The following is a 24337-nucleotide window of genomic DNA, read 5'->3' on the forward strand; positions in this document are numbered from 1 at the left end:
CTATATTTATAAACAAGTTAACATTAGGGGTGACAATTGTGGCTGTTAATAGTAACACGAGTGAAAAATCGTCTTATACATATGAAGAATTATCGAAGAAGAATAAAGATTACGTATGGCACCCATTTACACAAATGAAAGATTATTTAGAAGAAGATCCTGTCATTATTGAACGTGGAGAGGGAAGAAAGCTATACGATGTAAATGGAAATGAATATTGGGACGGTGTTTCGTCTATTTGGTTAAATGTTCATGGGCATCAAGTACCGGAACTAGATGAGGCAATTCGTGAGCAATTAAATAAAATTGCTCATTCTACTATGTTAGGACTTGCTAACGTTCCATCTATTTTATTAGCAGAAAAAATAATTGATGTTGTACCAGAAGGCTTGAAGAAAGTATTTTATTCAGACTCTGGTTCTACCGCTGTTGAAATTGCAATTAAGATGGCTTTTCAATATTGGCAGCACAAAGGGAAACCGAGAAAACAAAGATTTGTTACATTAAAAGAAGCGTATCACGGTGATACAATTGGAGCAGTTTCAGTAGGAGCGATAGACTTGTTTCACCAAGTGTATAGTTCACTATTATTTGAGGCAATTAAAATGCCGTATCCGTATACATATCGTTCTCCTTATGGAAATAACAAGGAAGAAATTGTGAATAAGCATTTAGAAGAAATGGAAGAATTGCTGAAAGAAAAACATGAAGAAATTGCAGCAATTATTGTAGAACCTTTAATGCAAGGTGCTGGAGGCATGATTACAATGCCAAAAGGATATTTAAAAGGGCTACGTAATTTATGTACAAAATATAATGTTTTATTTATTACAGATGAGGTAGCGACTGGGTTTGGGCGTACGGGGAAAATGTTTGCGTGTGAACATGAAAATGTGACGCCGGACATTTTAACAGCTGGGAAAGGTTTAACAGGTGGATATTTACCAATTGCTGTTACGGTAACGACAGACGAAATATATAATGCCTTCTTAGGAGAGTATGAGGAACAAAAAACATTTTTCCATGGGCATAGTTACACAGGTAATCCGTTAGGGTGTGCGGTAGCAATTGCGAATCTAGAACTATATGAAAAAACTAATTTAATAGAATCTGTTGCGCATAAAACAGAATATGTAGCGGGGCAATTAGAAGCGCTTAATGAATATAAGCACGTAGGTGATATTCGTCAGTGCGGATTAATGATTGGTATTGAACTTGTGAAAAATAAAGAAATGAAAGAATCGTATGAATGGACAGAAAGAGTCGGTGTTCAAGTATGTAAACGCTCAAGAGAGTTAGGCATGATTTTACGTCCGCTTGGTAACACCATTGTATTTATGCCTCCTCTTGCATCTACAATTGCTGAAATTGATGAGATGTTACGCATTTTATATAAAGCAATCTCGGATGTTACGGAGGAAGAATAATGAGTGGTTTTTTCATAACGGCAACTGATACTGAAGTTGGAAAAACTGTGGTTGCAGGTGCGTTAGCAGGTGTATTTAGAGAATTGGGATATAACGTAGGGGTATATAAACCGTTGCAAAGTGGACATGCTGCATCAAACGCAGAGGGAGATGCAGCAAGGTTAAAAGCCTTATCGGGTGTATCGACAAGAGAAGAAGAAATTTGTCCGTATTCTATTGAAGAACCACTTGCTCCGAGACTTGCTATGAAAAGAGCTGGAAGGAGAGTAACGTTAAAAGAAATTACTGATCACTATAATGAACTACTAAAAGAGTTTAATAGCCTATTTGTAGAAGGGGCTGGTGGGCTTGCAGTCCCATATACAGAAGATGCTTTAGTAATCGATTTTGCAAAAGAATTACAGCTTCCTCTTATTGTAGTAGCGCGTCCTACACTAGGAACAGTGAATCATACTGTCTTAACGATTTCTTATGCAAGGGCACATGGCTTAACAGTAGCAGGTGTCATTTTGTCTGGTTGTAAAGAATGTGAAAAAGAAAGAGTACAAGAAAACAAAGAAATGATTGAAGAGTTGAGCGGGGTACCGGTTTTAGGTTTATTACCATTCCTTGAAGGTGATTTTACTAGGGAAGAATTATTGGAATTGGCAAAAGAACATATTATGATTTCAAAATTAGAGGAGTCCATCCAAAATGAATCAAAAGTGGCGCGCGCATCTTCAATCTAAAATAGAACAATTAAGAGAGCAAGGACAGTATCGTAATTTGCATGTGACAGAGAAAGCGGAAGAGACATGGCTTATTCGGAATGAGAAAAGGATGCTAAATTTAGCGTCAAATAATTATTTAGGGTTAGCTGGAGATGAAAGGTTGAAAGAAGCTGCTATTGCTTGCACAAGAAAATATGGAACTGGAGCGACAGCATCTCGTCTCATTGTAGGAAATTATCCACTGTATGAAGAGGTTGAGAGAAGTATATGCAACTGGAAAGGTACTGAAAGAGCGTTAATCGTAAATAGTGGGTATACAGCAAATGTAGGTGTACTATCTTCTTTAGCTGGTCGTCACGATATTGTTTTTAGTGATAAATTAAATCACGCAAGTATTGTTGATGGAATTATATTAAGCGGTGCAGAACATAAAAGGTATCGTCATAATGATTTGGATCATTTAGAGAAGATGTTGAAAGTAGCGTCACCTGAAAAGAGGAAATTAATCGTAACTGATACTGTTTTTAGTATGGATGGTGATACTGCATATTTGAGAGATTTAGTGAAGCTGAAAGAGAAATACGGGGCAATCATTATAGTTGATGAAGCACATGCGAGTGGAATATATGGAATCGGTGGAGCTGGATTATCTCATATAGAAAAAGATCTTGCTCAAAAAATCGATATACATATGGGGACGTTTAGCAAGGCTTTAGGGTGTTATGGTGCGTATTTAACAGGGGATGCAATTTATATAGAGTACTTACAAAATATGATGAGAAGCTTTGTTTTTACTACAGCTTTACCACCAGGAGCATTAGGAGCAGTGCAAAAAGCAATTGAGATTGTAAAAGAAGATAACGAAAGAAGAGAGAACCTTATAGCGAATGGTGCATATTTCAGGACGCATTTACAAGAAGCTGGTTTTGACATTGGGAATAGCTCAACTCATATTGTACCAATTGTAGTCGGTTCAAATGAAAATGCTTTACGGTTTAGTGAAAGATTACAAGAGATAGGTATCGCAGCCATTGCAATTCGTCCGCCAACTGTTCCGATTGGTAGTTCCCGAATTCGCTTTGCTGTTACGTCACAACATACAATGGCGGATTTAAAATGGGCCATTCAGCATATTATACGCATCGGTAAAGAAGAGGGGTTTTTAGTATGAAAGAGCTAAAGGTTATTTTTATTCCTGGGTGGGGAATGGAAGAAGATGTTTGGACTTTTGTACTTCCGTATTTTAAAGACTATCCTGTTCAATGTTTAGATTGGCGTAATGTGAAAGAACAAAGTGAATTTGCGGGACGAATAATAGAGGTAGCACGTGATGAAAATGTAATTTTAGTTGGATGGTCATTAGGAGCATTAGCGGCAATTCAAGCTTATAAAAAGATTAAGGCGAAAGGTATTGTACTAATTGGTGGTACTGCTAAATTTACAAATACGAGCGACTATACAAGCGGATGGAATTCTTTGCATGTAGAACGTATGAAAAAGAATTTAACGAGAAAGAAAGAAGATACTTTGAATCGTTTCTATGAAAATATATTTACAAAAAATGAGCTGAAGGAGAATACGAGTTTTAAAGAGATTGCGCTGAATTTTAAAGGGGACTCGATTCAGTCTTTACAATTAGGCTTAGATTATTTAATAGAAACAGATATGAGAAACGAATTAACAGATATCAAAGTCCCGTTGTTACTTCTTCATGGAGAACAGGATGTGATATGTCCATTATCCGCAGCTCATAATATGACGGAGAATACGAATGCTACGCTAAAAGTAGTAAGCGGGGCTGGTCATGCATTATGTGTAACGAATTTCGAATATTGCGCGAATGAGATAATCCAATTTGTAGAGGGGATACGACATGATCAACAAAACGTTACTACAAAAACGGTTTAATGGGGCAGCCGTATCTTACGATCAATATGCAAATGTACAAAAAAAGATGGCACATTCGTTACTTTCTATATTGAAGCGGCGATATAGTGAAACATCATCAATACGTATTTTAGAACTTGGATGCGGGACAGGTTATGTCACAGAGCAATTATCAAAGTTATTTCCAAAAGCACAAATTACAGCCGTTGATTTTGCTGAAAGTATGATTACGATTGCAAAAACTAGACAAAATACCGAAAATGTGACGTTTCATTGTGAGGATATTGAACGATTACGATTAGAAGAATCATATGATGTTATTATTTCGAATGCCACATTTCAATGGCTTAACAATGTAAAACAAGTGATAAGAAATTTATTTCATCATTTGTCTACAGATGGGATAGTACTTTTTTCCACCTTTGGACAAGAAACTTTTCAAGAGCTCCATGCTTCGTTTCAGCGAGCGAAAGAGGAAAAAAACATCCAAAATGAAACTTTGATTGGTCAACGTTTTTATTCGAAAGATCAGTTGCTTCATATATGCAAGATAGAAACAGGGGATGTGCATGTTTCTGAAACATGTTACATAGAAAGATTTGCAGAAGTTAGGGAATTCCTACATTCTATTCGAAAAGTAGGAGCGACCAATAGTAATGAAGAGTCTTATTGTCAAAGCCCTTCACTCTTTCGTACGATGCTTCGTATATACGAAAGAGACTTCACGGAAAAAGAAGGGATAGTAGCAACATATCATGCTTTATTTACGTATATAACAAAAGAGGGGAAGAGATGAAATGAAACAAGTACAAACAAAAAGGGATTGGAAAAAACTTGCATACGACGTAGTAGAAGAGAAAATGATTACGAAAGAAGATGCAATTGCAATATTAGAAGCTGATGATATAGAGGTTTTAGAAATTATGAATGCAGCTTACATCATTCGCCATCATCATTTTGGTAAGAAAGTAAAGTTGAACATGATTATAAATACGAAATCTGGATTATGTCCTGAAGATTGCGGGTACTGTTCACAGTCTATTATTTCAGAAGCACCGATTGATAAGTATGCATGGTTAACACAAGAGAAAATTGTTGAAGGAGCGCACGAAGCAATTCGTCGTAAAGCAGGTACATATTGTATTGTTGCATCTGGTCGTCGTCCGACGGATAAAGAAGTAAATCACGTTATTGGAGCAGTTAAGGAAATTCGTGAAACGACAGATTTAAAAATTTGCTGTTGTTTAGGATTTTTAAATGAAGATCAAGCAGGTCAGTTAGCAGAAGCTGGTGTGCATCGTTATAACCACAATTTAAATACGCATGCTAACAATTATGATAGCATTTGTTCAACGCATACGTATGACGATCGTGTTGATACAGTCCAAAAAGCGAAGCAAGCCGGTATTTCTCCATGCTCTGGAGCAATTTTCGGAATGGGAGAAACGATTGAACAGCGCGCTGAAATTGCATTTGAATTACAACGTTTAGATGCGGATTCTATTCCGTGTAATTTTCTTGTTGCTGTAAAGGGTACTCCGCTTGAAGGACAAAAAGAATTAACACCTGTAGAATGTTTAAAAGTGCTGGCGATGATGCGTTTTGTAAATCCAACAAAAGAAATTCGTATTTCAGGCGGTCGAGAACTTAATTTACGTTCTGTACAGCCACTTGGTTTATTTGCAGCAAACTCTATCTTTGTCGGGGACTATTTAACAACAGCTGGACAAGAGCCGACTGCGGACTGGGGTATGATTGAAGATTTAGGATTTGAGATTGAAGAATGTGCGCTATAAGATAGATGAAAAGCAAACTCTTTAAAGGGTTTACTTTTTTGTAAAAAAATGTAATAAAAGTCCATTAACGCTTGATAGTATTCACTTTTGGACGAGAAAAATAATTTTGTGGACGAATTTTCCAAGCTCTAATTGTACATAGTAAAAATGTAATTTATATCGGGTTGGAGGATTTTACATGTACAAATACATATTAGCCATTATGACTTGTCTGATTTTAATAAAAGCGATAAGTGCTGATCCAGTTAAGGCGGCTGAAAATCCTGAACAAAAAGAAATGCAACAAAGAATTGAACAGCATTTTCGAACGAAAGCTGAACATTTTGGACTTGAAACAGAAGGAAAGGATTTAAAAGAAGTGAGGAAGGAAATTTCTATTATAGAAGAAGCGAAAAAGAGAGAAAATGTGTGGAGAACAGCACAAACTCTTCGTATAAAAACAGAAGGAAAAACGATGGATGAATTAATAGAAGATGTACGAAAAAAGGTGAGAAAATAAAAAAAAGAGGCCGCAGCCTCTTTTTTTAAGCCCATTGTTTTGATAAATGAGCCATTTCGATCGCAGCAACTGCTGATTCATAGCCTTTATTGCCAGCTTTTGTACCTGCACGTTCAATCGCTTGTTCAATTGTTTCTGTCGTTAATACACCGAAAATAACTGGAATGTCCGTTTGTAGTGATAAAGATGCAACACCTTTTGCTACTTCATTACAAACGTAATCGTAATGCGTTGTAGCACCGCGAATTACTGTACCTAATGTAATAACAGCATCATATTTTCCGCTATTTGCCATCTTTTTAGCGATTAAAGGAATTTCAAATGCACCAGGAACCCATGCAACATCAATAGCATTCTCTTCTACACCGTGACGCTTTAATCCATCTAAAGCTCCGCCAAGTAACTTACTTGTAATAAACTCATTAAAACGTCCAACAACAACCCCAACTTTTAATCCTGTACCAACTAAATGACCTTCGAATACCATAATGTATCTCTCCCTTAATTATAAGTTTAGTAAATGTCCTAATTTGCTTACTTTCGTTTGTAAATACGTTTTATTTTCTTCTTTTGTTGGCATTTGCAACGGTACACGCTCGGTTACTTTTAAATCGTAACCTTGTAAGCCAGCAATTTTTCGTGGATTATTCGTTAATAATCGTAAACTTTGTAAGCCTAAATCTTTTAAAATTTGAGCGCCAATACCGTAATCACGAAGATCAGCTGGGAACCCAAGTTTTTCATTTGCTTCTACAGTATCTAACCCTTCTTCTTGTAACTTATAAGCGCGAAGCTTATTCAGAAGGCCAATGCCTCGTCCTTCTTGTCTCATATAGAGAAGAACGCCTTTTCCTTCACGCTCAATTTGAGCAAGTGCAGCATGTAGCTGTGGTCCACAATCACAGCGGAATGAACCAAATACATCTCCTGTTAAGCATTCTGAATGAACGCGTACAAGTACAGGTTCGCCTGTTGAAATATCACCTTTTACGAGCGCGATATGTTCTTTCATATCTAATGAGTTAGAATAGCCAATTGCATGAAAAGTACCGAAATCTATAGGTAATGTAATTTCCACTTCTCTCGTCACAAGTGTTTCGTGATGGCGGCGATAAGCAATTAAATCTTCAATTGTAATCATTTTTATATCAAATTGTTTTGCACACTGTATTAAATCAGGTACACGTGCCATCGTCCCATCTTCATTTATAATCTCGCAAATGACGCCAGCTGGCTCAGTTCCGCAAAGTTTTGCTAAATCAACAGCAGCTTCTGTATGACCTGCGCGGCGAAGGACGCCACCTTCTTTCGCAATTAATGGAAAGATATGTCCAGGGCGGTTAAAATCAGTTCCTTTAGATGCGGGATTTAATAATTCCTGTATTGTTGTAGCACGCTCATGAGCACTAATGCCTGTTGTTGTAGAAACGTGATCGATGCTTACTGTAAAAGCAGTATGATGTGAATCCGTATTATGAGAAACCATTGGTTCTAACTGTAGACGCTCTGCGTATTGCTCCGTAATCGGTACGCAAACGAGACCACGACCGTGTGTAATCATAAAATTAATCGTTTCTGGTGTAATGTACTCTGCTAAAGCAATAAAATCGCCTTCATTTTCTCGGTTTTCATCATCACATACGATAACGACTTTTCCTTGTTTTAAATCTTCTAGAGCTTCTTCAATACGATGAAACATTGTACTTCCCCCTTATAGAAATCCGTTTTCTTGTAAAAAGCTTTCGGTCATTGAATCAGTTCCTTTTGCGGGCTTTGAAATAAAGCGTTCAATATATTTTCCAATCATGTCACACTCAATGTTTACGATGTCCCCGGCTTTTTTTTCTCCGATTATAGACTCGCTTACTGTGTGGGGGATGAGTGAAATTGTAATTGAAGATTCGTCTATATCAAATATTGTTAAACTAGTGCCATCAATAGCAACGGATCCTTTATGCAAACAATAGCGTAGTAATTCATCAGAAATTGCTATTTTGTAATAGATGGCATTGTAATGTTGTTTTTTAGTTAAAATCGTACCGATGCCATCGATATGTCCGGTGACGAAATGTCCACCGAATCGTCCGTTCGCAGCCATTGCCCGTTCTAAATTCACTTTGGCACTTGGCTTTAGCATACGAAGTGATGTTGCATTCATTGTTTCAGGCATTGCATCAACAGTGAATGAAGTAGTCGTAAAAGTAGTTACTGTTAAGCAGATGCCGTTAACCGCGATACTATCACCTAGCTTAACATCCGATAAAATTTGATTTGCGCTAATAGTTAGCTTCATTGCTTCACCACTTTGAGTCATGCTTGATATCGTTCCTAACTCTTCTACAATTCCTGTAAACATTCCGTCACCTCGCTTTTTAAGGTTGCAACAATTTTTATATCATTACCAATTTGTTTCATCTCTTGAATTGTTAAGGAAAGTGCATCTTGTAACTTCGAAAAACCAGCTCCGCCAAATAAAGTGGGTGCATCTTTTCCGCCAATTAACTTTGGGCTTATATAGGTCACAATTTCATTAAAACTATTTGTTTTTAAGAAGTTTGCATGTACTGTTTGACCACCTTCAACGAACAGAGAAAGAATTTGTTTCTCCCCGAGTAGGGATAGGACATCTTGTATTTCAATTTGCTTCGTTTTCATTTGGAATACAGCTATATTGTTACATTCATAAGACGCTATTTTCTCTTTATTTACATCCTTACCGACAATAATCCATGTCGGAGCTAAGCTATCTGTTATGACATGAGAAGATGGCGGCGTTCGTAAGTGGGTATCTAAAATAACGCGTATAGGATGTTTACCTCCGTTTGGAATTCGTGTTGTTAAGTGTGGATTATCAGTTATAACTGTATTCACACCGACAAGGATAGCGTCATGCATATGACGATATTGGTGAACATCAGCTCGCGCTTCTTCACCTGTAATCCACTTACTTTCCCCCGTTACAGTCGCTGTTTTTCCATCTAAGCTCATTGCTGTTTTTATTGTTACAAATGGCTGTTTCGTTTTCATATAGTGAAAAAAGTATCGATTTAATAAAGTTGCTTCCGCTTCAAGAACACCAGTAGTCACCTTGATTCCAGCTTCTTCTAATCTCCTTTTTCCATTACCAGAAACGAGTGGATTGCAATCAAGGGTGGCGATTACAACACGCTGGACGCCCTTTTCAATGAGTAATTCACAGCAAGGCGGTGTTTTTCCAAAATGGCTACACGGTTCAAGTGTTACATAAACGGTAGCGCCTTTTGCTCTTTCTCCAGCCATGTGAAGAGCATGAACTTCAGCATGTTCTTCACCGGCACGCATGTGGGCACCCATTCCGACAATGTTGCCATCTTTTACAACAACAGCACCAACCATAGGATTTGGGCTTGTTTGTCCCGATGTTCCTTGTGCTAACTGCAAGGCAATCCTCATATATTCTTGATCTGTCATTCTCGTCACCTCTCCTGAAAAAATCAAAAAACCCCAAGGATATAGAATCCTTGGGGTTTGGGAGACGTGATTTCTAGAAATATAGTTCGAATACGAAAGTATAGGAAAGAAACCTAACGATGACTGATATTTTGGTATAAGAAAAAAACCTAGCAAAATATCGAGTTTTTCAAACGCTAGTCGTATCTTTTTATTTCAGTATAGAAACATAAGTATACAAAATAAAACATATATAAAGAGTCAAAATGAACCTTTAAAAATATGCATACTGAAATAAAAGTGTATTCGCTATATATAATTACTAGAAAACATATCCTTCTCCCATCCAGACTATACTGTCGGCCCTAGAGTTTCACTAGATCCACCGTTTTCGCGTTGAAAACGGGTCACGGACTTAGAAGCTTTCGCTTCATCACCGCCGGTTGGGAATTTCACCCGACCCCGAAGGATGTTGTTTGCTCACATTATAGCACAAAAAAGAAAAAAGCATAGTAAAAAATGTTCGAATGTGAAGAATTGTGTGAAAATATATGCCGATTTGAATGGGGACGAAAGTAATAGAAATGTTGAAAGGGGAAGGGCTGTATAGGCTTTGATCAAAAGAAAAAACATGCACAAATAAATGTGCATGCTCTTTAAATATTTATTCTGCCTCTGGTGCTCTAACAACAGACTCGAATTTTCCTTTATGCGAAGCATCGCAATAAGGCATGTTTTTTGATAAACCACAACGACATAAAGAAAATGCCGGTTTTGCTGGGAATACATTCCCTTGTGAGTCAACTAATTCCACGTCCCCTGTAACGCGAAAAGAGCCATTATCATTTACTTTAATTTGTACTTTTGCCAACGTTATCCCTCCTTTCCAAACGCTTACTCTCATCATATAATTAGGGAGAGTACTTGACAATATAAAAAGAGCACTTTGTTTGAGAGAGAAGAGAGTGTTATAATAGTTTTTATAACTGACTAGAGTAAGGTGACGAAAGATGGATAAAAAATTACAAACACTACAAAATATTGCAAATGAGCGCACATGGGCATCATTTTTGAATGATAATCATCCATATAGTTTACTTCATTGGTCAATCGCAGGTGTAGGACAAGAACCGAAAGACGTTTGGTTACTTCAAGATGAGGTGACTTTTCAAACGACGGAATTCCCAACGCTAGACGAGGCAGTAAAGTGGATTTCTGAAAATATGGAACAAGTTACAGACGTTTTAGCGCAGTAAAAAAACAGGCTTATGCAAGCCTGTTTTTTGTTTCTTTTACATATGTGTTTAAAAATTGATCGATGGCATCTTCGTACTCTTCTTTATTTTCATTATAAGAGCAAGCGTGTGCACCATGTTCTGCAATATAAAGCTGTTTATTATTTTCTTTCGCTTCATAAAGTGATTTCGTCATATCAGATAAAATATAGTCATCGTCTTTACTATGAATAAAGAGAACAGGATTGTTAATGTTTTTTATACAATCAATTGGTGAAACTTCACGAATTGTATAGCCATCACGAACTTTTAAAAAGGCATTTGCTAAAGGCAATAAAGGCCATTTTGGCAAGTGAAACTCAACTTTCAAACGATGCTGTAACTGTCCATAAAAATCAGAGAAAGGACAATCAGCAATATAAAAATCAGCACCATCTTCAACAAGTCCTGCATATTGAAGAAGAGTTGCAGCACCCATAGATTCACCATGAATTCCGAGTGTAATATTCGTTCCGAAACGATCTTTTAGCCAGTCAACTACTGACTTTAAATCATGTTTTTCATAATAGCCATAACTTGTTGTTTTACCACCGGTTTTACCATGACGGCGATGATCATAAATAAATACGTTATATCCTCTATTTAAAAATAAGTTTGCATATTTAACGGAATTGATTTTATTTACGGTCACACCGTGGCAAAAAATCATAAATTTATTGGAATGACCAGCTGGCATGTAATATCCGTGAAGTTCGTATCCGAATTGAGAAGGGATGTGAACCTCTTCTTTTTGAATAGCCTTAAAATCGTCCAAATGAAAATGCTTTTTCGTTTCGCGTTCTAAAACTTCTTCCTCTGTTTTTTTCTTCAAGTACATAACTTTATTTGTAAAGAAAATCCCAATCGCAGTTAGTGCACCTAGTATAGTAAACAATGCTGTAAAAAAACGTTTCATACTTTACCTCATCCTCCAAATACCTCTACATATGATACACTAACATTGTATCACAATGATGTGAAAAGGGGAGAAATCGTATATGGTTCATATACAAAAAATTACACCAGAAATGAAAGAAGCAATTCAGGATTTTATGTGTGAAAACTGGGGAAGCTCAATGATGGTCTCGCGAGGCAGAGTACATCAATTAGAAGAATTACCCGGTTTTGTTGCACTTAGAAATAACAGAATAGTGGGAATTATAACGTGTAAAGTGATAGAAAACATGTGTGAAATTGTATCGTTAAATAGTTTTGAGGAAGGAAAGGGGATTGGTACAAAACTGGTGGATTGTGTGCTGCAAGTGGCAAAAGAGAACGAATGTGAAAAAGTGTGGCTCATTACGACGAATGATAATATGAACGCACTTCGTTTTTATCAAAAACGTAACTTCATGATGACGAACTTGTATATTGATGCGGTAAAAGAAGCACGAAAAATAAAGAAAGAAATTCCGTTTATTGGTTATGATAATATCGCGATTTCACATGAAATTCAGCTGGAGTATATTTTATCCCGCATTTGAGGGCAGTAAAACTCCCACTGATTAAAGTTTCACTTTATGAGTAGAGTGGAAGTTGTGTAACAATTTTCAGAAATATAAAACAATAACCTTGACGAATGTTATATTTTGGTTTAGTTTAAAATTGTAATCTATTACCATATTAAGGGGTGACGATGTGGCAACTATACGTGATGTTGCAAAATTGGCCGGTGTTTCAGTCGCAACCGTTTCAAGAGTCATTAACGAAAAAGGATATGTCCATGAAGATACGGTGAAACAAGTAAAAAAAGCAATTGAAGAATTACATTATAGACCGAATGCTACAGCAAAGCCTTTATTTAAACAGCCTTCAACGATGATTGCATTACTTGTAGATAATTTGCATAATCCATCATACATCACTTTGCTCCGTTTCGTTGAGGAAATAGCATATAAAGAAGGGTATCAAGTAATAGTTTGTAATATAGAAAATAAGAATAGATACATAGATATGTTGGAGCAAAATAACATTGCAGGCGTTATAATGACGAAATCTGTTTTTCGAAGTATAGGAGAGATCTCACTTCCTTTCGCTGTGCTTGAAGGACGGCAATCTCTTATGAGCTATTATGAAAGTGGACAGAAAGCTGTTTCTTTATTAAAAGAGAAAGGCTGCCAGTTTCTTGCTTATATCGGTGAGGGAGTAGAGAGTGAAGAAATGGAAGAGCATGTGGCAGGATTTCTAGATACTGCTTGGAAAGAAGGACTTTCTTATCGAGAGGAAATTGTCCAAGGGTATACGAATCAACAGTTTCTTGAATTGTTACAAAAGCATCCATACATAGATGGGGTTGTAGCTTCAAGTGATAAGGTCGCTATTGAGCTAATCAGGGCGGCGAAAACTCTTAATATTCATATACCAGGTAATTTGCAAATCATTGGATTTAACGGGAGTTTAGAGGGTGAATGGATAAGTCCATCATTAACGACGATTGGAAGTTATATCGAAGAAAATGGGGAAATAGCTTTTCAGCAGTTAATAGGAAAAATAAAGAAGAAACAAGTGGAACAAGAAGAAGTGGAAACAGAATTTAGATGTATTGAGAGAGAAACAACAAAGTAAAAGGTGCGTTTTTAAAACGCACCTTTTATAGTGTAATTGCGGCAATAAAGCCGAATATAAGTAACGGTATATTATAGTGTAGAAATGTTGGAACACATGTATCCCATATATGATGGTGCTGACCATCAGCATTTAAACCGGACGTTGGTCCAAGTGTACTATCAGATGCTGGAGAACCTGCATCACCAAGTGCACCAGCTGTACCGATAATTGCGATTGTAGCCATGGGACTAAATCCGAGCTGGACGCATAACGGTACGAAAATTGTTGTTAAGATTGGGATGGTTGAAAAGGAAGAACCAATTCCCATCGTAACGAGAAGTCCAATAACGAGCATAAGAAATGCAGCAAGCGGTTTATTATTTCCGATTATATGTGCACTCGCTTGCACAAGAGATTCAACATGTCCAGTTTTTCGAAGAACAGCGCCAAATCCAGCGGCAGAAATCATAACAAATCCGATAAAGGACATCATACGCATTCCGCTCGTTAAAATAGCATCGGCTTCTTTAAGAGGGAGACTACCGCTAACTGATAAGACGATAATACCTGCTAAAGCACCAAAAATCATTGATTCTGTTGCTAATTGCACAGTTAATGTAGCGAGTATTGATAATAAACCAAAAGTAATGCTTCTTTTCGTATAGGGAACGATTTCATTCTGTGCAGCATGAATTTGTTCTGTTTCATATGTACGTGGTTTTCGGTATGTAATGAAAACTGCTACACATAATCCGATAATCATACCGATTGCTGGAATAGTCATCGCTTTTGGAATAAGTGCGACATCAAATGTAAGACCGCTTTGCGCAGCATTTGTTTGTAATACGTCATGATAAATTTTTCCGAATCCTGCTGGGACCCACATGTAAGGGGTAATTAATCCAAATGTAATAAGACATGTTACAAGCCTACGATCCACCCTCAGCTCATTTAATACTTTCAAAAGTGCTGGAATTAAGATTGGGATGAAGGCGATATGAACAGGGATAATATTTTGTGAGAAACAAGCCATTGTTAAAATGATAAATAATATAAGTATTTTAGAATAGACTTGTTTTTTCGTGTCTTGTTCGTTGCCGATCCATTTTAAAGCTGATTGGATCATTGCATCAGGAAGTCCTGTTTTTGAAAGGGAAATAGCAAATCCACCGAGCATTGCGTAGCTTAATGCGATAGGAGCACTGTTCCCAAGACCGGCTGTAAAAGTACTAATTGTTTCTGAAATACCGAGTCCGCCGATAAGTCCGCCTGTTAAAGCTCCAACGATAATGGCGACAATGACTTGGACACGTAACAAACTAAGCAGTAGCATGACTGCTACTGCGATGAGTACAGCGTTCATAATAAATGTAATCTCCCTAATTTTTATTCTGTTAAGGCAAGCAAGTGTTTGTAGTGACATATACTTGCGACATATCATTATAAAATGTTTTCTATGAAATGTAAAAGAGCCTTTCGTTATGTATGTTGAAAAGATAGTTCTTGTTTAATTGATTGTAAAGATTTGGCGAATAGTTCAGGCTCTTCTAAATCTGGAGAATGTGCCGAGTTTGGAAACCAAACCATCTTTTTAATAGGAGCTTGAATGATATCGCAATATTGTTGAACGAGTGCATAAGGAGTTTGATAATCATAGCGACCAGAACAAAAATAAACAGGAACAGATAAACTTGAAATAGACGAAAAGAAATCGATTGTTAGCATCTCTTCCCATAAAACTCCGGATTTTAAATTTCCTGCGAGAAATTTGAACCAGTCTAATAGCGTATATTCAGGAGAAAAGAAACCTTTTCGTATGAAAGAAAAGGAAGATCCGTTTTGTATTGCTCCGCCAAATGTACCAAGCCACTTTCTTTGAATAATGAGACGTCTCGTATCTAAAAAGGGTGGTTTCCCTAACTTTAAAAGAGAAGCTAATGCCTTTTTATGGTCATGTTTTTTTGCAGAGCTAATTAAATGTCGGTATAGTAATTCTTCGTTTTGCTTCATATGTACGATTTGACCGATGCCGATGTATGCTTCTATATATTTGGGATATTGACTAGCGATTTGCAGTCCGATAATACTCCCCCAAGAATGCCCAGCGAGAAACAATTTCTGTTTTTTAAAGCGTCTAAGAAGATAGTGAATGACTTCTTTTGCATCTGAAATAAATTGATCAATCGTAAAATTTGTTTGGATATCTCGCCATAAAAAGGATTTACCTGCCCCGCGTTGATCCCAATTAATAACGATAAAGTGCTTTTCTAACTCTTTTTGAAAATGACGAATAAAGCCGATTTGTGCCATACCAGGTCCACCGTGACAGCATAATAAAATAGGCTGTTCCACGTTTTGTCCGCGTATAAGGAGAGATTGTTTCCGGTCATTAATCATAACGCTTTCTATCGTAGCGATACTGTTAGGGATTAATTGCTTCTTTTCGTTATAAAACTGTGGTGTATAGCTACGAAAAAGCATATGTAAACCTCCTTTTCTTAAATGGTATGAATCGCACAGGCTCTTTCTTTTGCATATACTACTAGAAAATCATTGTATCATAACATACTGGTTTGATTTCAAGTTTAGGCGATTAAGAGAGGAGGGAGAATGTGACGATTGGAGAAATTATTGATTCTTTAAATAGACGCGAATCAATCGCTATTATAGCGAAACGGCTTGAAATGAGCCCATATACATTATCAAAGAAGTTAAGGGTGATTGGATATGAATATGATGGAGAGCAGAAAAAACGTATCTTTATAGGTGATGGTGAAGAGCCACGTCATTTGCAAATCCAAGAAGCTACTGCCCTTCAATATGCAAAAACAGACTATCAATTACTAATTTATGAACAATTACAAAGCATTTATGAATTGCTAAGAAAAAGAGAAGAAATAAGTGTTCAAATTATAAGTAAGAGCACAGAGAAAAAGAAACGAACCTTTTCAATTAATATAGAAGTATTAGCAAGACTAGATGTTATATCGGAATCGAAAGGGATTCAAAAGTCTAAAATTGTAGAAGAAGCACTACATGAATTTTTGCAACGGTATGATGTTAATCATGAAACGTATCCAGAGAAATAAAAGAAAGGATACTATGTTCCATATAAGAGCGTGTATCCTTTTTGTCTTATTTCATTTCATTTTTTGTTTCGAAAAGTAATATAGGAACCAAACGGCATGATTTTGTTCATCAGCTGCTGCGCGCCGAAATGTTTCTTTCACTTGTTGATTTGTCGTTTCGTCTGCAATTTCTAAGTAAAAATCAACTGTTCGTTGCTCATCTTGTATAGCGAATTCTAATCCGTTCAAATAAAGAGTTGGACATTCTTCAGTGATTTGGGGCTGAGGGTTTTTACCGGTTAAAAGGGTGTAGATTTGTACAAATTGGTGAAAATGTTTTATTTCATCTTGCCGAATTTCAAGGATTTGATTTCGTTCATTTATGTCTGGAGCTAAATTAGCTAATTTAGCATAACAATGAATGGCGCTATATTCTCCATTAATTGCTTTCTCAATACTACGAATGAGTTTGTCATTTTGTCGATATAATGTATCGTCATTGTTTGGATAGAAATACATACAAACCCTCCTATTATAGTTTTCTATATACTACGAGGAAACAAGGGGCTATGTGCTTATCCTTTACTGCACTAGAAGAATGACAATACGTATGACTCTAAAAGAAGAAGCTCCTTGCATATAAAAAGGAGCTTCTTCTTTCGAGTGTCACGCACTAGTTTGAATAGTATTTAGTTGATTTTTTGAATACGTCCATCAATAATTGGCTGAATTGGTTCTTTCACTTGTTTTACATAATCGACTAATGCTTCAAAATCGTTTGGACCAGTTTCAGTATTTTTTCCATTTTTAAAGGATACAAATCCATCGCCGCCAGAAGCTAGGAAGGCATTTGCAACTACGCTATACGTTTTCGTGGAAACTAATTCTTCACCATTGGTTAAACGGATATTCGTAACCTTTTCACCATTTGGTTTAATTGCATCCCAAGTGTATTGGATACCTGAAATTTGGAGCATTCTCGTTGTTCCTTTTTGCCATTGTTGATTTAAAATTTCACGAATATCTTGACCTGTTAAATCCATTTTAATTAATTGATTTCCGAAAGGCTGAATACCATATAACTCGCCCCATGTAATATCTCCAGCGTCTAGATCATTGCGAATTCCACCAGGATTCATAAGAGCGATTTGTGTTTGCATTGTTTGGCGCTGTGCATCGGCAATTAAATTTCCAAGGGTAGATTCACCAGCATCGTTTTGTTTACGGTCGATAGGTGCTGTAGATTTTCCGACAACTTCATTTACAAGCGGTGCAATTTTTTCTTTATATTGATCTAACTTTTGTTTTACTTGTTTATCAGGTTCTACACCTTCATGATATGTTGTGATAACTTCAGCTTTTTTCTTCACAATATCTTTTGTTTTTCTATCAATTGTTACATCTACGTCCGAGAAAGCCATTCCGTAAGAGTTCGCCTGTACGATGAGTTTATTATTTACAGTACCATTTACGTATGTATGACTATGTCCGCCGAAAATAACATCAACTTCGGGATCTGTTTCATTTGCAATGCGAGTAAGGTCACCGTTTGTTACACCAGTGTCATCAGTTGTACCTCCAACGTGTGCAAGGACTACGATAGATTTAACACCGAGACGCTTTAATTGCTGAGTAGATTTATTAATAGCTTCTACTTCATCAGTAATTTGTACATTCTTTAGCATAGTTGGCATAACGACATTCGGTGTATCCGTTGTAACAACTCCGATGAATCCTACAGGAACTCCATCTACCATTTTTACAGTAAATGGTGGTAAAAATAAGCGGCCAGTTGATTTATTATAGAAGTTTGCAGCGACATAAGGGAAGTTTGCTCCTTTGAAATTCCCTGTTTTTTCATGATATCCACCATAAATAAGGCGTCGCATTTCATCAATGCCTTCATCAAATTCATGATTTCCAATTGTACCAACATCAAATTTTAAGTCATTTAAAAATTCAATAGTTGGTTCGTCCTGTAATAAAGCAGAAACTGGTGGGCTAGCTCCGGCAATATCTCCAGCATGTACAAGAAGTGTATTAGGGTTTTGTTTTTTGCGTTCTTTTAAATAAGTAGCTAAGTAATCAGCACCACCAGCTTCTTTATTGTTAATTTTTTTTACAGTATCTAGTTGTCCATGGAAATCATTAATACCAAGCATTTGTACGTCTATGTATCGGTTTTGTTCGGCAGGAGCCTGAGATGGAGGAGCGGCGAATACGCTTGAAAAAGTAAGGGTGCTTAAAACAGCAACAGCAGGAATAATTTTTTTCCACATAATTAATTTCTCCTTTTTTTATAATCTGACATCATACGACATAATTTTAATAGATTACTAGGATTATATCTACAATAAAATTTAGTTTTTTCGAAAAATTAACATATTTACAAAAAAAGAATAATAGAGAATCGGGGGCATGTATCTTTTTTATTGTCGATTTCACCGTGTATCCTCTATAATGGAGAAAAAAGTAAAAGGTGAATAGTATGAAGAAAAAGAAGCAAAGACAAACACAAAGACACTCTCAAATGAATCAACCAGAGAAAGAATCACTTACACTAGGTGATCAATTGAACGATTCGTTAATGCAACAATTAAAGAATAAGAAAAAAGAGTTGCAAGTGAGAGAAGAGAAAAAAGAGGCAGCAGAACAAGAAAGAAAGCGTAAGGAACAAAAAGAACGTGAAAAGAATAAATCATTTGAAGAACTGTTAAGTGAAAGTAGCCTTACTTGGAAAGACTTTAAATAATAAAAAGATGATCAGTGAAATGCCGCTGATCATTTTTTTGACGAGTTTGTAAGAAAAGGGGAGTTAGAATGAGGGAAATTGTAGTCGTTTCGTACGAAAATCATTGGAGTGAGAAATTTCAAATGGAGGCCGAAAGATTAAAATCGGCGATGCCAGAAACGGTAAAAATCCATCATATTGGAAGTACGTCAGTGCCAGGACTAGCAGCTAAACCTATTATTGATATGATCATGGAAGTAGAAAGTATCGACAGAGTAGATCATTGGAATGAACGATTTAAAGAGCTTGGTTACATCGTGAAAGGGGAAAATGGTATTTCAGGTCGTCGTTTTTTTATTCATGGAACGGAGGAGAAACGCTCGTATCACTTGCACGTATTTGAAAAAGGGAATCCTGAGATTACAAGGCATTTATCGTTTCGTGATTACATGATGGCTCATTGTGAAGAAGCAGAGGCATATGCAACTTTAAAGAAAGAACTAGCGGAAAAATATACATATGATGGCACGATGTATACGGAAGGGAAAAATGAGTTTGTACGTAATGTTGATGAAAAAGCGAAAGAATGGAAAGGAAATAACGTGAATGACTGAGTTCACGTTATTTTTTTAAACGTGTATAAAAGTATTATGTAAACTGTACGTATGTTTTGACTTTTTGGATGAATCTTGTTGAAATAAAGTGGTGGTATACAAAAAATGTAACATTGAAAGGGAGAACGAGTGTGCATATTCCAACAACTACACTTCATAATGGTGTGAAAATGCCGATGATTGGTCTAGGCGTTTATAAAGCGAAAGAAGGCAACGAAGTTAAACAAGCAGTAAAAACAGCATTAGAATTTGGATACCGTTCGATTGATACAGCAACTGTATATGAAAATGAAAGCGGTGTCGGAGAGGCGATTCGTGAATCAGGAATCCCGCGAGAAGACTTGTTTATTACAACAAAAGTTTGGAACGACGATCAAGGGTACGAGGAGACGCTCGAGGCGTTTGAAAAAAGTTTAAAGAAATTACAAATGGACTATGTAGATTTATATTTAATCCATTGGCCGATAAGAGGGAAGTATGTTGATACGTACCGTGCTCTAGAAAAGCTATATGAAGAAGGTAAAGTGCGTGCCATTGGTGTTTCTAATTTTCATAAACATCACTTAGAACTGTTATTACCAAATTGCAAAGTGAAGCCGATGGTAAACCAAGTTGAACTTCATCCAATGTTAGCGCAATTTGAATTGCGTGATTTTTGTCAAGGTGAGCAAATTCAAATGGAAGCGTGGAGTCCTTTAATGAGAGGCGGCGAAGTATTCCAGCATCCAATTATTCAGGCTATTTCTAAAAAATATGAAAAGTCACCTGCACAAGTTATATTAAGGTGGGATATTCAAAGTGGGATTGTGACTATTCCTAAATCTGTTACGCCATCTCGTATTAAAGAGAACTTTACTATTTTTGATTTCTCATTAACTGAAGAAGAGATGGATCAAATTAATACGTTAAATCGTAATTTACATGTAGGAACGAATCCTGATAAATATGATACGTTATAAAAACGCTATCTGTACGGTTATAGAAAGTGGTGGGAAAGTTGCCCGAACTCTACAAATCAATTGATTTTAGTTCAAAATAAGAAAAATAATAGTCGTTTATTCTCGATAGATAAACATAACGTTAAATTAGTTCATGAAACAACTTCTCACCCATATAAAGATCAATACAAAGAAGGTGTCTCTAAAAGGTCATTTTTAATGAGCTTTTGGGACACCTTCTTTTTTAACTTGATAGCTATGACCTATACGGTAACGTTTTTTTAACGATGTAATGTATATGTATCAAATTTAACAATTTGCTGAAGTTGTGTATATTCTTCTTTTGTTAACGACGTTTGTTCCCCAGCATGTACATTTGCTTGCAACTGTTGAATAGAGCTTGCACCAGGTATAACAGATGCAACATTTTCATTATGTAAGCAGTATTGAATGGCTGATCCAGTTAAAGATCTTTCTCCTATAATTTCTTTTACACTCGCGAGTGTTGTATTTAATTCATCATAAGAATAGGAGAGGTAATCTTTTTCCTTTACTCTTTCTATCTTGCTTGCATTGTTGTTAGTTAAAATGCCTTTCGCAAGTGGTCCGCGTGCGATGACACTAATTTGATGTTCATTAAGCAGTGGGAACCATTCTTCAGGACGACGATTTAAAAGGCTGTACTCCATTAATACACTAATGATATTTGAACGTTTTGCATACTCACGAATGACATTTGGACGTATAGAAGAGATACCATAATGACGAATAATACCTTCTTTTTTCAATTCTTCAAAGGCTTCAATTGTTTCATCTATAGGATCTTCAGTCGTCCCGCCATGCAGTTGATATAAATCAATATAATCTGTTTGAAGTCTACGTAAACTCTCTTTTGCTTCGGCTTTTATATAAGCTTTAGAAGGATCCCAAGACCAGCCGTTTTTTTCTTCTGTCCATCGATTTCCAACCTTTGTTGTAAGAACAATTTGGTCGCGTTTTCCTTTCAGAGCTTTTCCAACAAATTCTTCATTTAATCCATAATCGTATAAGTCCGCTGTATCAAAAAAGTTAATTCCTAAATTGATTGCCTCATCGATAATACGCATAGCTTCAGCCTCAGATGTACCGAGAGACATACAGCCAAATCCAATTTCCGTAACATATAAATCTGAGTTTCCTAATTGACGTTTTTTCATAGGTCAACCTCCTTATCTTTATTGTACGAAAGGGAAAGGAGGTTGACAAACTTTTACTTTTTATTTGCTGTAATCCACTCTTGTACAGTTGTATACTCTTTGCCATATTGTTTTAGCTTATGACGAATTTGCCATGCTTTGCCGACTAAAGTGACGCGATTTGGTAAAATGTAAACTTTCATTTCTATCACGCTCCTTTCAATGTGGTAAAATGTATGAAGAACGATTAGGAAATAGAACAGGGAGATGAAGTAGTATGAGTAATCTTGCAGAAAGAACAGTAAAAACTGAACCGATTTTTGATGGTAGAGTTATAAAAGTTCGTGTTGATGATGTAGTATTACCAAATGGAGAAATGAGTAAACGTGAAATCGTAAATCACCCTGGGGCAGTTGCTATTATTGCTATTACTGATGAGGGGAAAATTGTACTCGTTGAGCAGTATCGTAAAGCTCTCGAAAAGGCAATTGTGGAAATTCCTGCTGGGAAGTTAGAACCTGGGGAAAAGCCAGAGGTAACAGCAGTTCGTGAATTAGAAGAAGAAACAGGATATGTATGTGAAAATATGGAGCTTATTACATCTTTCTATACATCACCTGGTTTTGCAGATGAGATTTTATATGTATATAAAGCGACAGGGTTAAAACAAAAAGAAAATAAAGCAGCTTTAGATGAAGATGAATTTGTGGAATTAATGGAAGTGTCATTAGAAGAAGCGATTGATCTTATGAAAGACCTTCGCATACATGATGCTAAGACGATGTTTGCAGTACAATATTTACAATTACAAAAATAAACACTCGCCTAAGGCGAGTGTTTTTAGTTGATTTTTGCATATACACGTGCATCGCGTAAGCTGCCATCGGGTGCTAGGAAATCATTTTCCATTGTACCTTCTAAAATAAATTCTAGACGTTCTGCTAAGTTACATGCGTTTATATTTGTTGCATCAGTACGAATTTCAATTCTTCTAGCACCTAGTTTATCAAATGCAAATTGAATCGCACCTTTAATGGCTTCTGTCATATAGCCATGCTTTGTATAAGCGCTATGTAGCCAGAAGTGAAGTGAAAACTTTGGAATATCCCAGTTTTCAGGCTTGAGAGTAATAGCTCCGATGAATGTACCAGATACTTTATCGTATAAGTGGAAATCAAGTGTTTCACGAAGTAAAAACTGTCCGTGAGCTTCGCGAACAATTTCTTCAGCACGTTCTTCTGTTTCAGCTGTAATTGGCATCCATGGTAATAAGTCTTCTAGAGAAGCTTGGATTGCTTCATATACTTCTGTGCCATCACCTGGAAACGGCTTACGTACTTGCAAGCGCTCAGTTTGAAATAATGTTGGAAAATCTAATAATAATGGTTTCAAGAGAAATCCCTCCTATTCTCTACTTTTTAGTTTAGCAAAGTAGAGCGGAATTTCAATGCTAATTCGTCATACTTTTTTTCTTTCTTTCATACATTTTTAGTAAGAGTGTGAACGGAGGGAAGGAAAATGTGGCGAAAAACGTGGCAAGACCGTGTAATGTCTCACATACAGGAAAATTCTTCACTATATATATTTAATGCGGTTTTATTACTGATGGGAGTAATATTTGGAGCGATTCTTGTGAATAGTTTACAAATAAACCAAAAGCAAGATTTATCATTTTATTTACAGCGTTTTTTTGGACAAGTTTCTAAAGGAGAATTTGCTGTCGCGGGCGAAATGTTTCGAGAAAGTTACTTTTCGCAATTAAAATATATCGGCTTTATTTGGATTTTGGGGATTTCAATTATTGGGTTGCCGCTCATTTTTATCTTACTATTTTTAAAAGGGGTAGTTGTTGGATTTACAGTAGGTTTTTTAGTAAGTCAGCACGGATGGAATGGACTATTATTAGCATTTGTATCTGTATTGCCACAAAATTTAATTATAATTCCTGTATTTCTCGTAATGACAACAATTGCTGCAAGCTTTTCCTTGCGAATGATTAGGCATCAATTTATCCGGAAAATAACTGAGCCACTATTACCGTTATTAATTCGCTATACATGCTTTTTTCTCGTGATTGGAGCGGTATTAGCTATTGCTTCCAGTGTCGAAGCGTATGCATCACCAGTTTTAATGAAAGAAGTTGTGGAGGCTATTAACAAACAATAAATACTTTTTGAGAATAATTATCAATTTGTTTTTATTGTTTTTCTTTTGACAGGAGCCCTTCTTCTGATATAATGGT

Annotated in this window: 29 protein-coding genes and 1 riboswitch; of the genes, 16 read left to right on the top strand and 13 right to left on the bottom strand. The window is 36.4% G+C overall.

Translation table 11 applies throughout. The annotated features are described in order from the left end of the window. Window positions 1-2: 2 nt before the first annotated feature. The 7 genes from bioA to AB3X48_RS01690 all read left to right on the top strand — a co-directional run bounded on the left by bioA (window position 3) and on the right by AB3X48_RS01690 (window position 6319). A complete protein-coding gene (bioA, locus tag AB3X48_RS01660; protein ID WP_367958635.1) occupies window positions 3-1427 on the top strand; it encodes an adenosylmethionine--8-amino-7-oxononanoate transaminase in 1425 nt (474 codons plus the stop codon). Further along, window positions 1427-2155 (top strand): dethiobiotin synthase, encoded by a 729-nt coding sequence (gene bioD / locus AB3X48_RS01665; protein WP_088099496.1) that lies wholly within the window; start codon window positions 1427-1429, stop codon window positions 2153-2155. Before bioA ends, bioD begins: the two co-directional genes overlap by 1 nt. Then, on the top strand, window positions 2121-3308 hold the full coding sequence (gene bioF / locus AB3X48_RS01670; protein ID WP_016106104.1) for an 8-amino-7-oxononanoate synthase: 1188 nt from the start codon (window positions 2121-2123) through the stop codon (window positions 3306-3308). The genes bioD and bioF overlap by 35 nt, the downstream gene beginning before the upstream one ends. Further along, window positions 3305-4045, top strand: a complete 741-nt coding sequence (locus tag AB3X48_RS01675; protein ID WP_016106103.1) for an alpha/beta fold hydrolase — start codon at window positions 3305-3307, stop codon at window positions 4043-4045. Before bioF ends, AB3X48_RS01675 begins: the two co-directional genes overlap by 4 nt. Then, window positions 4011-4820 carry a malonyl-ACP O-methyltransferase BioC gene (bioC, locus tag AB3X48_RS01680; RefSeq protein WP_078172857.1) on the top strand — a complete coding sequence of 270 codons (810 nt, stop codon included), beginning with the start codon at window positions 4011-4013 and terminating at the stop codon, window positions 4818-4820. Before AB3X48_RS01675 ends, bioC begins: the two co-directional genes overlap by 35 nt. Window position 4821: 1 nt before the next feature. Continuing rightward, window positions 4822-5820, top strand: a complete 999-nt coding sequence (gene bioB, locus AB3X48_RS01685; RefSeq protein WP_002160589.1) for a biotin synthase — start codon at window positions 4822-4824, stop codon at window positions 5818-5820. Between the two features lie 178 nt (window positions 5821-5998). Then, window positions 5999-6319: a hypothetical protein gene (locus AB3X48_RS01690; protein ID WP_002111666.1), complete on the top strand. Its 321-nt coding sequence runs from the start codon at window positions 5999-6001 to the stop codon at window positions 6317-6319. A gap of 25 nt (window positions 6320-6344) precedes the next feature. Here AB3X48_RS01690 and ribH read toward each other — a convergent pair whose 3' ends face one another. The 5 genes from ribH to AB3X48_RS01715 all read right to left on the bottom strand — a co-directional run bounded on the left by ribH (window position 6345) and on the right by AB3X48_RS01715 (window position 10619). Further along, on the bottom strand, window positions 6345-6806 hold the full coding sequence (gene ribH / locus AB3X48_RS01695) for a 6,7-dimethyl-8-ribityllumazine synthase (RefSeq protein ID WP_002160590.1): 462 nt from the start codon (window positions 6804-6806) through the stop codon (window positions 6345-6347). An 18-nt stretch (window positions 6807-6824) separates the two neighbouring features. Then, window positions 6825-8018: a bifunctional 3,4-dihydroxy-2-butanone 4-phosphate synthase/GTP cyclohydrolase II gene (gene ribBA / locus AB3X48_RS01700; RefSeq protein WP_088099495.1), complete on the bottom strand. Its 1194-nt coding sequence runs from the start codon at window positions 8016-8018 to the stop codon at window positions 6825-6827. Between the two features lie 12 nt (window positions 8019-8030). Continuing rightward, window positions 8031-8675 carry a riboflavin synthase gene (ribE, locus tag AB3X48_RS01705; protein WP_016096153.1) on the bottom strand — a complete coding sequence of 215 codons (645 nt, stop codon included), beginning with the start codon at window positions 8673-8675 and terminating at the stop codon, window positions 8031-8033. After that, window positions 8657-9769 carry a bifunctional diaminohydroxyphosphoribosylaminopyrimidine deaminase/5-amino-6-(5-phosphoribosylamino)uracil reductase RibD gene (gene ribD / locus AB3X48_RS01710; RefSeq protein WP_088099494.1) on the bottom strand — a complete coding sequence of 371 codons (1113 nt, stop codon included), beginning with the start codon at window positions 9767-9769 and terminating at the stop codon, window positions 8657-8659. Before ribD ends, ribE begins: the two co-directional genes overlap by 19 nt. A 309-nt stretch (window positions 9770-10078) precedes the next feature. Then, window positions 10079-10222, bottom strand: a riboswitch (FMN riboswitch). Window positions 10223-10412: 190 nt separating this feature from the next. After that, complete coding sequence (locus AB3X48_RS01715; protein WP_001151582.1) at window positions 10413-10619, bottom strand: CDGSH iron-sulfur domain-containing protein; 207 nt, start codon at window positions 10617-10619, stop codon at window positions 10413-10415. Window positions 10620-10758: 139 nt separating this feature from the next. On the opposite strand from AB3X48_RS01715, the gene AB3X48_RS01720 reads away from it, so the two are divergent. Continuing rightward, on the top strand, window positions 10759-11004 hold the full coding sequence (locus AB3X48_RS01720) for a DUF2552 family protein (protein ID WP_002111659.1): 246 nt from the start codon (window positions 10759-10761) through the stop codon (window positions 11002-11004). 10 nt (window positions 11005-11014) lie between these two features. On the opposite strand, the gene AB3X48_RS01725 is transcribed toward AB3X48_RS01720, so the two are convergent. Then, window positions 11015-11938 carry an alpha/beta hydrolase gene (locus AB3X48_RS01725; RefSeq protein ID WP_002111658.1) on the bottom strand — a complete coding sequence of 308 codons (924 nt, stop codon included), beginning with the start codon at window positions 11936-11938 and terminating at the stop codon, window positions 11015-11017. Window positions 11939-12020: 82 nt separating this feature from the next. Between AB3X48_RS01725 and AB3X48_RS01730 the strand changes: the two genes are divergently transcribed. Both AB3X48_RS01730 and AB3X48_RS01735 read left to right on the top strand, forming a co-directional pair. Continuing rightward, a complete protein-coding gene (locus AB3X48_RS01730; protein ID WP_016106098.1) occupies window positions 12021-12506 on the top strand; it encodes a GNAT family N-acetyltransferase in 486 nt (161 codons plus the stop codon). 154 nt (window positions 12507-12660) lie between these two features. Then, on the top strand, window positions 12661-13587 hold the full coding sequence (locus tag AB3X48_RS01735) for a LacI family DNA-binding transcriptional regulator (RefSeq protein WP_016106097.1): 927 nt from the start codon (window positions 12661-12663) through the stop codon (window positions 13585-13587). Between the two features lie 25 nt (window positions 13588-13612). On the opposite strand, the gene AB3X48_RS01740 is transcribed toward AB3X48_RS01735, so the two are convergent. Together AB3X48_RS01740 and AB3X48_RS01745 are read right to left on the bottom strand one after the other, a co-directional pair. Beyond that, window positions 13613-14932, bottom strand: coding sequence for a Na+/H+ antiporter family protein (locus tag AB3X48_RS01740; protein WP_088099493.1), 1320 nt, complete (start codon window positions 14930-14932; stop codon window positions 13613-13615). Between the two features lie 116 nt (window positions 14933-15048). Next, complete coding sequence (locus AB3X48_RS01745; protein WP_002111650.1) at window positions 15049-16050, bottom strand: alpha/beta fold hydrolase; 1002 nt, start codon at window positions 16048-16050, stop codon at window positions 15049-15051. A gap of 131 nt (window positions 16051-16181) precedes the next feature. On the opposite strand from AB3X48_RS01745, the gene AB3X48_RS01750 reads away from it, so the two are divergent. Continuing rightward, window positions 16182-16658: a ribbon-helix-helix domain-containing protein gene (locus AB3X48_RS01750; protein ID WP_002067020.1), complete on the top strand. Its 477-nt coding sequence runs from the start codon at window positions 16182-16184 to the stop codon at window positions 16656-16658. A 51-nt stretch (window positions 16659-16709) separates the two neighbouring features. On the opposite strand, the gene AB3X48_RS01755 is transcribed toward AB3X48_RS01750, so the two are convergent. After that, complete coding sequence (locus AB3X48_RS01755; protein WP_002199426.1) at window positions 16710-17156, bottom strand: ferritin-like domain-containing protein; 447 nt, start codon at window positions 17154-17156, stop codon at window positions 16710-16712. 170 nt (window positions 17157-17326) lie between these two features. Then, the gene (locus tag AB3X48_RS01760; protein ID WP_078172861.1) at window positions 17327-18916 is read right to left on the bottom strand and encodes a bifunctional metallophosphatase/5'-nucleotidase; all 1590 of its coding nucleotides are present in this window, start codon (window positions 18914-18916) and stop codon (window positions 17327-17329) included. 209 nt (window positions 18917-19125) lie between these two features. Here AB3X48_RS01760 and AB3X48_RS01765 point away from each other — a divergent pair, with 209 nt between their 5' ends. The 3 genes from AB3X48_RS01765 to AB3X48_RS01775 all read left to right on the top strand — a co-directional run bounded on the left by AB3X48_RS01765 (window position 19126) and on the right by AB3X48_RS01775 (window position 20941). Next, window positions 19126-19389 (top strand): YqkE family protein, encoded by a 264-nt coding sequence (locus tag AB3X48_RS01765; protein ID WP_002014945.1) that lies wholly within the window; start codon window positions 19126-19128, stop codon window positions 19387-19389. 68 nt (window positions 19390-19457) lie between these two features. Further along, entirely contained in the window at window positions 19458-19982 is a 525-nt protein-coding gene (locus AB3X48_RS01770; RefSeq protein ID WP_088099492.1) for a GrpB family protein, read from the top strand. 131 nt (window positions 19983-20113) lie between these two features. Beyond that, window positions 20114-20941, top strand: a complete 828-nt coding sequence (locus AB3X48_RS01775) for an aldo/keto reductase (RefSeq protein ID WP_016106094.1) — start codon at window positions 20114-20116, stop codon at window positions 20939-20941. A 260-nt stretch (window positions 20942-21201) separates the two neighbouring features. Here the strand turns inward: AB3X48_RS01775 and AB3X48_RS01780 are convergent, their stop codons facing one another. Then, entirely contained in the window at window positions 21202-22116 is a 915-nt protein-coding gene (locus tag AB3X48_RS01780) for an aldo/keto reductase (RefSeq protein WP_088099491.1), read from the bottom strand. Between the two features lie 53 nt (window positions 22117-22169). Next, a complete protein-coding gene (gene mciZ / locus AB3X48_RS01785; protein WP_000870295.1) occupies window positions 22170-22298 on the bottom strand; it encodes a Z-ring formation inhibitor MciZ in 129 nt (42 codons plus the stop codon). Window positions 22299-22372: 74 nt separating this feature from the next. On the opposite strand from mciZ, the gene AB3X48_RS01790 reads away from it, so the two are divergent. Next, entirely contained in the window at window positions 22373-22912 is a 540-nt protein-coding gene (locus AB3X48_RS01790; protein ID WP_002014941.1) for an NUDIX domain-containing protein, read from the top strand. A gap of 23 nt (window positions 22913-22935) precedes the next feature. Here AB3X48_RS01790 and AB3X48_RS01795 read toward each other — a convergent pair whose 3' ends face one another. Beyond that, the gene (locus AB3X48_RS01795) at window positions 22936-23487 is read right to left on the bottom strand and encodes a GNAT family N-acetyltransferase (protein ID WP_002033881.1); all 552 of its coding nucleotides are present in this window, start codon (window positions 23485-23487) and stop codon (window positions 22936-22938) included. Between the two features lie 126 nt (window positions 23488-23613). Here AB3X48_RS01795 and spoIIM point away from each other — a divergent pair, with 126 nt between their 5' ends. Next, window positions 23614-24261, top strand: coding sequence for a stage II sporulation protein M (gene spoIIM / locus AB3X48_RS01800; protein WP_002111637.1), 648 nt, complete (start codon window positions 23614-23616; stop codon window positions 24259-24261). The last annotated feature ends 76 nt before the right edge of the window (window positions 24262-24337 follow it).

The organism is Bacillus sp. S4, assembly GCF_040838205.1.
GTDB classification, from domain to species: Bacteria; Bacillota; Bacilli; order Bacillales; family Bacillaceae_G; genus Bacillus_A; species Bacillus_A cereus_U.